Annotated in this window: 7 protein-coding genes and 1 tRNA gene; 1 reads left to right on the top strand and 7 read right to left on the bottom strand. The window is 66.7% G+C overall.

What is annotated here, in order from left to right:
- Nucleotides 1-497 precede the first annotated feature (497 nt).
- On the bottom strand, nt 498-5,093 hold the full coding sequence (locus P6144_RS17805) for an NAD-glutamate dehydrogenase domain-containing protein (protein WP_277769161.1): 4,596 nt from the start codon (nt 5,091-5,093) through the stop codon (nt 498-500).
- A gap of 120 nt (nt 5,094-5,213) precedes the next feature.
- Entirely contained in the window at nt 5,214-6,494 is a 1,281-nt protein-coding gene (locus tag P6144_RS17800) for a hypothetical protein (protein WP_277769362.1), read from the bottom strand.
- 200 nt (nt 6,495-6,694) lie between these two features.
- Here P6144_RS17800 and P6144_RS17795 point away from each other — a divergent pair.
- Nucleotides 6,695-6,770: transfer RNA gene (locus P6144_RS17795), tRNA-Thr, on the top strand.
- 140 nt (nt 6,771-6,910) lie between these two features.
- On the opposite strand, the gene P6144_RS17790 is transcribed toward P6144_RS17795, so the two are convergent.
- The 5 genes from P6144_RS17790 to P6144_RS17770 form a co-directional block, all read right to left on the bottom strand.
- The gene (locus P6144_RS17790; RefSeq protein WP_277769160.1) at nt 6,911-7,669 is read right to left on the bottom strand and encodes a hypothetical protein; all 759 of its coding nucleotides are present in this window, start codon (nt 7,667-7,669) and stop codon (nt 6,911-6,913) included.
- A 20-nt stretch (nt 7,670-7,689) separates the two neighbouring features.
- Nucleotides 7,690-9,153 carry an ATP-binding cassette domain-containing protein gene (locus P6144_RS17785; RefSeq protein ID WP_277769159.1) on the bottom strand — a complete coding sequence of 488 codons (1,464 nt, stop codon included), beginning with the start codon at nt 9,151-9,153 and terminating at the stop codon, nt 7,690-7,692.
- Nucleotides 9,153-9,908 carry an ABC transporter permease subunit gene (locus tag P6144_RS17780; RefSeq protein ID WP_277769158.1) on the bottom strand — a complete coding sequence of 252 codons (756 nt, stop codon included), beginning with the start codon at nt 9,906-9,908 and terminating at the stop codon, nt 9,153-9,155. The genes P6144_RS17785 and P6144_RS17780 overlap by 1 nt, the downstream gene beginning before the upstream one ends.
- 4 nt (nt 9,909-9,912) lie before the next feature.
- Nucleotides 9,913-10,641 carry a transporter substrate-binding domain-containing protein gene (locus P6144_RS17775; RefSeq protein WP_277769157.1) on the bottom strand — a complete coding sequence of 243 codons (729 nt, stop codon included), beginning with the start codon at nt 10,639-10,641 and terminating at the stop codon, nt 9,913-9,915.
- Between the two features lie 351 nt (nt 10,642-10,992).
- Nucleotides 10,993-12,162: MBG domain-containing protein (locus tag P6144_RS17770; protein ID WP_277769156.1), on the bottom strand; the 1,170-nt coding region annotated here is incomplete at its 5' end.

The following is a 12,162-nucleotide window of genomic DNA, read 5'->3' as shown; positions in this document are numbered from 1 at the left end:
AAGATGCTAGTGCTGTGGCGATAGGTTTTGGCCTGTTCGGGCACCAAAACATTAGGTCACCCCGGCCCTGTGCCGGGGTCCACCGTGCCGCACATTCTGCCTGCAGAGCCTATTGTCCAATACTTGCCTCCCGGTGGACCCCGGCACAAGGCCGGGGTGACGAAGAAGGGGGTTCTTGATGAGTTCCGGCATGTATGGCGCGTAATTTGCTCGCAAGCGCAGCATAGTTGCGCTGCAATGCAGCTACGAATGTTTCTTGCCGAAGGCCAAGAAAACACGCAGCCTCTTTCACAGAAAAGACTTGGGAGGGACTGGATGTCGGGACTTTATATCGACCTGGCGGTGATTTGCGGCCTTGGCGTGCTTGCCAGCCTGGGCGGCATGTACCTGATCCTGCGCGGCACGCCGAGCCGGAGCACGGATCCGGAAGCCTGAGACTTCCACCCTGAAAATGCGGGAAGCCCGGCCGGTCTGGCGACCGGCCGGGCTTTTCCTTGTCAGCGGCCGAGAAGCACGCGCGCCTGGCCGGCGATCTGCGCGAGCATCGCCGCATTGGGCACCGCCGACTGGCGGGCGCGGCGGACAAGCCCGGCGAACTGATCGACCCGGGCAGCATTGGCCTGGACCCAGGCATCGACGGCAGCCTGCGGATCCTTGCCCTGGCCGCGGGCCAGGAAGTCGAGACGGATCTGCTGGAAGTCGCGGGCGAGGCCGGCGATCAGCAGCCGCTCCCACACATCGCCGGTGGTGATGCGCGCCGCGGTCGACTGGGCCCAGTCGAGCCCGAGCGCCTGGCCGAGCGAGGTGAAGGCACGGGTGAGCGGCGTCACTTCCAGGCCCATGCGCACGCTCAGGTCGGCCAGGCCGACGGCGCCGTCCAGTTCGAACAGCTTGACCACCTTGGCGACCAGCTCGCTCGGCGCGCCGGCGGCTTCGAGCTTGGAGGCGATGCGGTTCGACTGGGCCTTGACCTCATCGAGCAACAGGCCCTTGGCGGCCTTGTCGAGCGCGTCGATGCCGGGCTTGAGCCGGGCGATGACGTCCGCGGGGCTGGCGCCCGGCGGCGAGACGCGGAGCAGATCGGCGACCTGGCCGCGCACCGCCACCGCCATCTCGTCGAGCAGCGCGATGCGCGCGCCTTCGGAGATCTCGGCAGTCTCGACCGCTTCCCACAGCGCCGGCAGGCAGAACAGCCGCTCGGCGACGACGAACATCGCTGCGATATCGGCCATCGCCGCGCCTTCCTCTTCGGCGAGCTCGAAGGGGTGGAGCACGCCAAGGCGATTGATCACGCGGTTGGCGAGCTTGGTCGCGACGATCTCGTTGCGGAGGCGATGCTCCTCGATCGCCTTGCCGAAGCGCGCCTGCATCGCCTTGGGGAAGGCATTGCACAGGTCGCTCTCGAGCGCCGGATCATGGCCGAGCGCGGCATGCTCGATCGCGTCCTGCAGCGCGAGTTTGGTCGAGGCGAGGAGGACGGCGAGCTCCGGCCGGGTGAGGCCGTTCTTGTCCTGCGCGCGGCGAAGCAGCTCCTCGTTGGGGGCAAGGCCCTCGACGGCACGATCGAGCCGGCCCGAGCTTTCGAGGATCTCGATGACGCGGACATAGGAGGGCAGCGCGACATAGCCGTCATTCTCCATGAAGGAGAGCGCGAGCGTCTGCAGGCGATTGTCCTCGAGCACCAGGTGCGCGACATCGTCGGTCATCGAGGCGAGCAGCTGGTTGCGGTCCTCGAATTCGAGGCGGCCCTCGATCATCTCGCGGTTGAGCGCGATCTTGATGTTGACCTCGTTGTCCGAGCAGTCGACGCCGGCCGAATTGTCGATGAAGTCGGTGTTGATCCGCCCGCCGAGCGACGCGAAGGCGATGCGCGCGGCCTGGGTGACGCCGAGATTGGCGCCTTCGCCCACCGCCTGGCAGCGCAGCTGCTCGGCATTGACGCGCAGCCGATCGTTGGCGGGATCGCCGACCTCGCCGTTACTTTCCGACGCAGCCTTGATGTAGGTGCCGATGCCGCCGAACCAGAGCAGCCCGACCTGGGCCTTGAGGATCGCCGAGATCAGCGCGGTGGGATCGAGCTCGTCGACGTCGAGGCCCAGCAGCGTCTGGACTTCCGGCGAGAGCGGGATGCTCTTCTCGGTGCGCGGGAAGACGCCGCCGCCCTTGGAGATCAGGGCCGGGTTGTAGTCCGCCCAGCTCGAACGCGGCAGCGCGAACATGCGGGCGCGTTCGTCCCAGCTCTTGGCGGGATCGGGGGCGGGATCGAGGAAGATGTGGCGATGGTCGAACGCGGCGACCAGCTTGATCGCCTTCGACAGCAGCATGCCGTTGCCGAACACGTCACCCGACATGTCGCCGCAGCCCGCCACGGTGACCGGCTCGGACTGGATGTCGGTACCCATTTCGAGGAAGTGGCGGCGGACGGAGACCCAGGCGCCCTTGGCGGTGATGCCCATCGCCTTGTGGTCGTAGCCGACCGAGCCGCCCGAGGCGAAGGCGTCGCCCAGCCAGAAGTTGCGCTCGATCGCGATCGCGTTGGCAACGTCGGAGAAGGTCGCGGTGCCCTTGTCGGCGGCGACGACGAAATAGGGATCCTCATTGTCGAGGATGCGCACGCCGTCCGGATGGACGACCTTGCCCGCGACGATGTTGTCGGTGATCGATAGCAAGGTGCGGATGAAGATCCGGTAGCTCTCGGTGCCTTCGGCGAACCAGGCGTCACGGTCGACCGCGGGCGAGGGGAGCTGCTTGGGATAGAAGCCGCCCTTGGCGCCGGTCGGCACGATCACGGCGTTCTTCACGCGCTGCGCCTTCATCAGACCGAGGATCTCGGTGCGGAAGTCGTCGCGGCGATCGGACCAGCGCAGGCCGCCGCGCGCGACCGGGCCGGCGCGCAGGTGGATGCCCTCGACGCGCGGCGAATAGACCCAGATCTCGCGCCAGGGGAGCGGGGCGGGGAGGCCGGGCACCTTGGCGGAGTCGAGCTTGAACGCCAGCGCCTCGCGCGCGGCGGGCGCATAGGCATTGGTGCGCAGCGTCGCGAGCACCACCCCGCGGATCGTGCGCAGGATGCGGTCGTCGTCGATCGCCTGGACCTGGGCCAGGCCGGTGTCGATCGCGGCGCCCGCCGCCTCGATCGCGGCGGTATCGCCGGCGCGTGCCGGGTTGTGTGCGGCATCGAAGCGCTCGATCAGCGCATTGGCGACACCCGGCGCGCGGCGCAGCGCGTCGACCACCGTGGCCATGCCGTAGTTCATGCCGGTCTGGCGCAGATAGCGGAACCAGGCGCGGAACAGCACCACCGCGCTGGGCTTCATCCCCGCTTCGACGATCAGCCGGTTGAAGGCGTCGTTTTCGGCATTGCCTTCGAGGACGGCGGCGAGCGCATCCTCGACCACGGTGATGTCGCCCTTCAGCGTGGCGGTGGAGACGGCGAAATCATGGACGAAGGCGCCGCCGGTCAGCTCGGTCGGCACTTCCTCGATCACGCGGAAGCCGAAATTCTCGAAGGCGGGCACTGCGTCGGACAGCGCCAGCGCGCCGCCCTGGGCATAGAGCTTGACGCGATATTCGCCGGGCTTGCCGGCGACCGGGGTGATCCGCGCCGAGCGGTCACCCGGGCCGTCGAGCTTGGCGAAGCACAGGATGTCGCGCGCCGCCTCCTCGGGCGTGCTGGTGGTGCGATAGGCGGCGGGGAAGGCGCCGGCATAGCGCAGCGCCAGCCGGGTCGCGCCGCTGCCGGCCTCCTCGGCGAGCGCGGCCTCGACCGCGGGCAGCCAGCCGCGCATCATCCGCTCGAGCTGGGCGTCGAGCGCCTCGGCATCGGGCATGGTGCCGCCGGCGCGCAGGTCGAGCGTGTAGCGCAGCATCGCCACTTCGCCGTCTTCCAGCGCGATCGTCCAGTTGATGATCTTGGCGTTGGCCGCCTCGGCGAGCATTGCCCCGATCGCCTCGCGGCGGGTGGTGGCGACTTCGTCGCGCGGCAGCCAGACAAAGGCGAACAGGTGCCGGCCGAGCGGGCTCTTGATCAGCACCAGCTTGGAGCGCGGCCGATCGGCGACCGACATCGAGGTGAGCACGAGGTGCTCGAGCGACTCCGCGTCGAACGCGGTGGTCAGGTCGTGCGGCAGCGCAGTCAGCGCGTGCGCCATCGCCTTGCCGGTATGGCCCTTGGGATCGAAGCCGAACTTGCGCTCCAGCCCTTCGAGGCGCGCGCGCAGCACGGGCACGTCCTCGGGATTGGCGAACAGCGCGGCGCTAGTCCACAGGCCGGCATGGATCGACAGGCCGGTGACGTCGCTGCCGGTGGTGATCGGCAGCACGACGATGTCGAGCGGCACGCGGCGATGGATCGGCGAGATCGAGTTGGACTTGAGCAGCAGCGGCACTTCGCCGCCCTGCTTGAAATAGGCGATCGCCGCCTTGCGCGAGGCTTCGGCCAGGATCGGCGTGTCGAGCTCGTGCCTGGCGATGCCGAGCTGGCCCGAGGCACCGCTCGCCGGCGTCCAGCTCTCGTGCGCGAGCAGCGTCATCGCGCCTTCCTGGAACCAGCGGAGCAGCTTGGCGCCCTCGCGCGAACCCACGGTGGCGGCATCGGCGCCCATCGCGCCCTGCAGCGCGCGCCAGTCATGCACGGCGTCACGCACCTGCGCGAGCATGCGCTCCAGCTCCATCGCCAGGCTGCGGCGGGTGCGCGCATCGGCGCGCTCCATCTCGATATAGATCATCGATTCGCGCTTGCCCGCGCCGATCGAGACCAGCTTGCCGGCCGCGTCGCGCTCGACGGCGATCACCGGGTGGATGATGCGATGGACGGCGATATCGTGCGCGGCGATCGCGCCCGAGATCGAATCGACGAGGAAGGGCATGTCGTCATTGACGACCGCGAGCCGCATCCGGCGGCTCTCTTCGCCCTGGACGCTCTCCAGAGCGACCTTGGCGGTATCGGGAGGGCGGACTGCGGCGGCTTCCGCGACGAAATTCGCCGCCTCGGCCCGCTCGGCCTCTCCGAAGTCTTCCAACTCTCCCGGCAGTGCCCCTTCGAGCAACCGCGCCTCGAACGCCTGCGTCAGCGACGTCATCATGTTTTTCATGGCAGTACCGCCTACGCCTGTGCCGTGACGGGCTCAAGACCGTCGCGCAAGAAAATTACAATCGTGCGGACATTATAGGGCGCGCGCACGAAAGTGTCGGCGACGGGAGCGAAATGACCCTCAGGCAGCCGCCTTGCGGACGGCGCGCTCGGTGAGCGGGCTGTCTTCGACGCGGGCGACGATGTCGAGGCCCTGCTTGCCGGCGCGGGCGAGCAGCACCACGAATTCGCTGTTCGCCGGCACCTCGATATCGACATGCGCAAGCGGCGGGCGGCTGCGCAGCTCGGCGGCGATCTGGGCGAACATGTCGGGCTTGGGCGCCGGGCGGCGGAAGTCGCGCTCGGCCTTCACCACGCCCTTGATGCCGCCTTCGGCACCGTCGAGAAACGCGTCGAGCCCGCCCTGGGGCACGCCCACGCGCTTGGCATGGCTGAGCACCGCCGCGAATTCGGTGACGCGGGTCTTGTCGTAATCGGCGCCGAAGACGAGCTTGACCGCCGGCGTCATCGGGGCGCGGGCCTGGACGGTGAGGCCGGCATCCTCGAGCAGATCGGCATAGCTCTCGGCATCGTCATCGGCGGCGAGCGCGAAATCATAGGCACGGGCGAGCGCGCGGTAGAGCGCGGCACGGCTGCGCGTGTCCGAGGCGCGGGCGGCGGCCGCCGATTCGCGGGCGAGCAGCAGCTTGTCGGCCAGGCTGGCATCGTTGGCGAGCGGCGTGTCGAGCACCAGCGGCGCTTCGGGTTCCGCCATCGCCGGCGCCGGATCGGCGAACCCCGCGCTCGGCCCGTCGGCCCAGACCGGGGCGGCAGCCAGGCTGCGCGGCGCGGTGCGGCGCGATTCCTCGACCTCGGCCTCGAGCCTGGCCTGGGTCTCGGCGTCGACCAGTTCCTTCCAGTTGATCACGCCATAGATGAAGTCGATCGTGTCCTCGTTCGAGGAGAAAGGCATCAGGATGCCGCGATAGAGCGTGTTGTGCCCGCGCGTGCCGACGAACTCGGCCTCGAAGCCGATCGGGGCGCGGTTGGCGATGATCTGGAGATAATGGTCGGTCAGGCGCGAGAGCAGCGAGCGGCTGGGCACCTGGGCGACATGGGTGATCGAGGTGTCGAGCCCGGTTTCCTCGCGCAGCGCGCGGCCGAGGAAGCGAATCGCGGGATCGTCGACGCCCTTGGAAAAGTCGAGCAGCACGCTGTGCGCGCCGAAATCGATGATGCTGTCCGGATCGAGGTCCTCGATCGCCGGATAGGCGCGGCCGTGGAGCAGCGAGACCCAGTGATTATAGGCGCGCACATGCATGCGGCGCTCGTCGGTGCCGATCACCAGAGCACGATCGTTGACGGCGTCGTCCGCTTCGCGCTCCGGGTGCGAGTCGAGCGGGTGGTTGATGCCGCGCGCCATGTCCATGCCAAATGCTCCACTCGGGGCGGAGGCGCCCCCTATACTTGTAGGACGCCTTGTGCCCGCCATGTGGTAAACGTCACGTAAAGGCGCGCTTTTTCGGGGCTTTTGGCGGCAACGACTTTGCAACGCTTGTCAGCTAGGAATCTTGCTGGTAAGCGCGCCGCTCCTTCGGGGGTGGAAGCACTTCCGTTCGGTTGGCCGCCTTAGCTCAGCTGGTAGAGCATCGCATTCGTAATGCGGGGGTCACAGGTTCGAGTCCTGTAGGCGGCACCATCCCTTTTACAGCGTTGGAACGAGAACCTGCGGGCCTTCCTGCACACGCGCAGCTGAGCGCCGAGAAAATCCGCGCGGGTCACCTTTGGAAGTAAGGCCGGGACGACCTGGCGGTTGAAGACGAGGTTCGGCCTAGGTGGTCAGACGCGCCACAGGTCCACCACCTGCTCGACTACGGACTCGAGCCGCATTAGCGGCCCGGCCTTGGCATCGTCGAATACCCCGCGCAGCGCCTGATGCTGTCGCACGACATGATCGAGCTCGAGCTGGCGGTAGAAGCGCACCGATCGAAACGCACTGTAGCCGGACTTTTCGAACTGGAACCACCCGCCGACGTCTATGTCGAGCGGCGCGATGGTGCGGATCCACTCTTCCAGCTGGGCGCCACCATAGCGCAGATCGACGAAATGATGTGCCTCGAACGCGGGCGGCCGGTTGCCAAGCCAGCGTGCGGCGACGGGCTCCGCCACCGTCAACTCGGAGCCTTCGATGCGCGCGCAGACCCGCTCGATCTCGACCACGGCATCCGCCACGCCACCCGCCTTCAGAACTTCCCCGATGCGCGCTCGCGCCACGGCCACAATGCGTTCGAGCTCCGCTGCCTGGGCGTCGGGGCTCAGCTGGGCGGTTAGATAGGCGGCGAACGTGTCGAGCCCTTCGCTCAGCTCCGGCGTATGCTCGGCATAGTCCGCTGCGAAGTGCGCATCGGACATGTGTGCACCCGCCACTGCGCGGACGACACGCGTCACCTTCGAGGGCCACCCTTCCGCATCCAGAAGCATGGCGATTTCAACCAGTCGATCGCTCGATTGCGCCCATTCCGCCAGATCGACGTGCAAATGGACATTGCCGACCGCCCGCGTGCCTTGCTTGCGATAGGCCGACGAGCAGAAGATCACGCCATCCGACGGGCCTGCCGCTACTGCACGTAGCGCAGAACGCGCGCTATGGCCTCCATTACGAAGTAACATTGGTATGGATCCATCACGATTTGATCGAGGAAGTCTATTCCAACTACCAAGCGCTCGGTGCTGTCCAGTCGACTGGCGCGGAACAAATACACCTGCTTGGTAGCCTTGGAAAGTTCAAGATACCGTTGACGCCTCCGCTCCAGGTCGCCGCCCGATACTTCGGAGAACAGGAAAGTCTCGCAGACAACATTCCCGTCGAACACGACGCGATCGAGGCGGTTGCCGGTGAACGCCTCCTCTTCGGGCGGGCGATTCAGCAGATCGACGACCAACCCCTTGTCCAGCGGCGGCGTAGCGGCCGGCGTGGATAGCGAGGCTGCGGCGGAAAACGCGCCCGCCTGCAGGAATTGCGCGATCCGGTGCTTGTCCTCGCCATCGGGCGCGTAACCGGGATTGCCCGCCACGCCGAGCAGACACGCCTGCATCAGCGCAGGGCTTGCCCCATGCGGCCTGCCGACCACGGTCACGATACCCGCCGGATCCACGGCCTGCCCGCACACGAATTCGTGGACGGCATGCGCGAGACTCTGGCCGGCTTTGAGGCGCTGGCCGTTATCGTCCGAGGGGGGCGCTTTCCGGATCGGTGCCAGCATTCGGTCGAGGATCTCGCGCCGCGACATCGTATCCTGTGGGGCGCTGGCGCGTTTGCGCTCGGCGTCGCGGTCGCGGTCAACGCCGATCGTGCCGTTATCCGCCTTGGTAACGCGCCACACCTGTCGGTCGCCAGGGTCCCATTCGCCTTGCAGCCAGGCCACCGGATCGTGCGACACGACAATTGCGGTGTGCTCGGGCTTGGCGAGGAACTCGCGCAGGATCGAATCGATGAACTGGCGTCTGGTATCCCGGTCGAGCGAGGCTTCCAGCTCGTCGAACACCAGCACTTCCGGATCGGCGGCGCGGGCCCGCGCATAGGAGATGCGCTGGCGCTCGCCGCCCGAAAGCGCGCTCGAGATCCCGTCGAAGGAATGGCGGTGTGGCTTGCGTGCCCAGTGGATCTTGGCGATCCGCGCCAGGTTGAGTGTTTCGACGACCTTGTTCTCAAATTCAGCCGGCGAGAGTCGCTCGGTGATCCGCTGGCGGTTCCTGAGCGCCTGCTCGACATGCGCTTGCGTCGTGAATTGCGGCCACAGCGAGTTGCTCGATTGCTGGACATAGCCAAGATGCTGGAACACCCGCTCGCGTGCCTTGCGCAGATCCTGGTTGAAGCTGGCGCGCCCGGTGCTGAATTCCCAAACGATCCGGCCGCGGCTCGGAATGAGCCCGAGGATCGCGCGGACCAGCGAAGTCTTGCCCGATCCGTTGTCGCCGACGAGCAGGTGCAGCTTGCCTGCCTCGAACTTCATCTCGGGCACGCGGATCTGCACGTCCTGGCCGACGCATGCCTCGAGGTCATGAACGCTGAGCAAGAGCATCAGGCGGACTTCGCGATCTGATCGGCGAGAACGCAAACCGGAACGATCAGCAGGGCATAGATGAACACCACCACAAGCAGTGCAAGGAGGCTCATCGACTGCAGGAGTTCGGCCTTGGCCGCGTTCATGATGTCGACCACCCCGATCACGCCCACCAGCGAACTCAGCTTCAGCGTAGTGGCCCATTCGTTCACGATGCCAGCGCCGCAGATTCGCCACAGCGCCGGCCGCTCGAAGTGCCACCACAAGCGGAGTCCGCGCGCGCCGGTCACGATCGCGGCGTCGAGCTGGGCGGTGGGCACCGCCTCGAACGCGCCGAGCACCAGCTTCGCGACGAAGAAGCTGAGATTGAGGGAAAGGATGACCAGTGCTCCGACGAATTCGCTGCGGAAGAACGGGCCGAGCATCACGAGCAGGACATAGACCGGTGCCGCGAGGCCGATATAGAGCAGCGCATAAGTGAAGTAGCGCGCGAGTGGGCCGCGGCCGCGCGACACGCCGCGCAGGCCATAGGCGAACAGGAAGCCGAGCGCCGTCCCCAGCGCGATGGAGCACACGCCGACCTCGATCGTCGTCATGGTTCCTTCGGCAAGCAGGCGCGAGACTCGTGCATCGAAGAAGAAGCTGAAAAGCCAGGCCAGTGGGGCCTGGAAAAAGGCGACCAGCCATATCGTCGCCGCACCCGCACCGCTGATCAAGGCAGTGCTGTCGACGATAGCCCCAATCGCCTTGGGGAGGCCGAAACGCGATGGCATCGGATCAGCTCAGCGGCGCGAAGGGAACGACGGCATATTTTCGCTTGAGCGCCGCGAACTCGGGCCCGCCGATAATGGCGTCCAGGATCGGGTTGATCTCGGCCAGCAGCGCGCCATTGGCCTTGTCCACCGCCCAGGCGATCGGCAGGACCGAGAAGGGCTTGCCGAGCAGCAGGTCCTTCAGCGCAGGCCGCTCGCGGATGTAGCGGCTCAGGATGAACTGGTCCGACATGGCGATGTCGGCACGGCCGTCTTCCACGGCGCGCGGCGCTGCGGCCAGATCCGGCCCGTCGAGCGGCAGGATCTTTGCCTTGGTGAACTTGGCGCGCACGAATTCCGAGCTTTGCTCGCCGGTCACCACCGCGATGGTAATTCCCTCGCGATCGAGTTGCATCACGTCGGTCACGCCGGCGAAGCGCGCGTCATCGGCCCGGGCCGCGGCGCCATTTCCGAGCGCAAATAGCGGGTGCGTAAACGCCACCGCCTTGGCGCGCTCGGGAGTGATGAACGTGCCCGATATGCTCAGCTCGATCGCATGTGTTTTCACGTGCGACGCAAAGGAATCCCAGCTCATCGAACGCCAGCGCACCTTGTCGAAGGCGATGCCGGCAGACTGGCAGAACAGCGCGAACACATCGGGCAGGAACCCGGTCGGCGCGCGGCCCGCGCCCTGCTCGGCGGAAAGCTCGTAATAGGGGATGAAGCCGACATGAAGCTGGCCGGCATTCGCCAATTCGCGCAGGCCTGCCAGTGAAGCGGCCTTCGGATTTCGCTCGCAACCCGCGGCAAAGAGGCTGAGCGACGCAATACCCGCAAGTTGCAGGAACGATCTGCGATCATGAATCATGAGGCCCTCCCGCCAGAATTTGGGCAGAGAAGGCGGATTATTTCAAGGCGTTTCCATTAGACTAATCTTTATCGGTGCAATTTCTTTTTATTCGCCGGATATGGCGAAATTGCCTGTTTGCACCGGGCAAGACGTCTATTCCGATCCTGTCCTCAATTTCATGCGTGCGCGACGCCGATTGCACCTAACTCCCTGAGATTGCCGCCGCCGCGGGGCTCTCGCGGCGGCGGTGGCTCGTCAGCGGATGAAGTCGGGCTCGAACCGGATATGGTCGTTCGTGCTGCCCTTCTCCGGGACCGGGGCGGTCAGCGCGATCGGCAGGGCGGTCTCGCCGCCGGCCGCGCTCGTACCCGGGCCGAAGCCGTTTACCAGCATCGACCGGAAGAAGCCGCCATCGGGCGCGCCGAGATCCAGGCGGCGCGTCACGGTGAGAATGCCGGGCACGAACAGCGCAAGCCGATAGTTCGGATCCGATACCGCGAGGCTGCCCTGGGTGATGGCATAGTCGCCCGGCAGGTTGAGGTTCGCGTTGGTGGCCAGCGTGCCGGTCAGGACGGTGGCGGCGGTGTCGCGCTGGGCGAGGCCGCTCACCGCATAGGTCAGCGCCGGCAGGCTCTCGAAGACGGGCACGCCCAGCGAATCGGCGGTCACCGTCAGCAGCGCCGGGGTAACGACCAGGCCGCCGGCGACATAGCGGATCGTGTAGTTGCCCGAGCTGAGACCCGAGGCGGTGAGGCCGTAGCTGCCGGCGTTGATCGCGCCTTGAGACGTGCCACCATAGGCGAGATTGCCACCTAGGACTGCGGCCGCCTCGCCATTGACGAAGCCCGAGTAGGTCACGCCATTGCCGCCGGAATAGGCGAGGCCGTCATAGGTCTTGGTCGCGCCGTTTACGGTGACGACGAGTGCGGCCGGGTTCACGGTCAGCGCGCCGTTCACATAGCTGATCGCGTAGTTGCCCGAGGTCAGGCCAGACGCCGTGAGGCCATAGGTCCCGGCGTTGACCGCGCCCTGCGCCGTGCCACCATAGGTGAGGCTGCCGCCTAGGACTGCGGCGGTCTCGCCGTTGACCAGGCCGGTATAGGTCACGCCGTTTCCGCCGCTATACGCCAGCCCGTCATAGGTCTTGGTTGCGCCGTTGACGGTGACGACGAGTGCGGCCGGGTTCACGGTCAACGCGCCGTTCACATAGCTGATCGCATAGTTGCCCGAGGTGAGACCCGATGCGGTGAGGCCATAGGTCCCGGCATTGACCGCGCCCTGCGCCGTGCCGCCATAGGTGAGGCTACCGCCTAGGACTGCGGCCGTCTCGCCGTTGACGAGGCCGGTGTAGGTCACGCCGTTGCCGCCGGAATAGGCGAGGCCGTCATAGGTCTTGGTGGCGCCGTTGACGGTGACGGTCAGCAG

This window comes from Sphingomonas sp. HITSZ_GF (genome assembly GCF_029543155.1).
Lineage (GTDB): Bacteria > Pseudomonadota > Alphaproteobacteria > Sphingomonadales > Sphingomonadaceae > Sphingomonas.
This window is presented reverse-complemented; position numbering and strand designations above follow the sequence as displayed.

Excerpts from the sequence above, each read along its gene's own strand:
- P6144_RS17805 (WP_277769161.1), bottom strand. The coding sequence starts at position 5,093 with ATGAAAAACATGATGACGTCGCTGACGCAGGCGTTCGAGGCGCGGTTG.
- P6144_RS17800 (WP_277769362.1), bottom strand. The coding sequence starts at position 6,494 with ATGGCGCGCGGCATCAACCACCCGCTCGACTCGCACCCGGAGCGCGAA.
- P6144_RS17785 (WP_277769159.1), bottom strand. The coding sequence starts at position 9,153 with ATGCTCTTGCTCAGCGTTCATGACCTCGAGGCATGCGTCGGCCAGGAC.
- P6144_RS17780 (WP_277769158.1), bottom strand. The coding sequence starts at position 9,908 with ATGCCATCGCGTTTCGGCCTCCCCAAGGCGATTGGGGCTATCGTCGAC.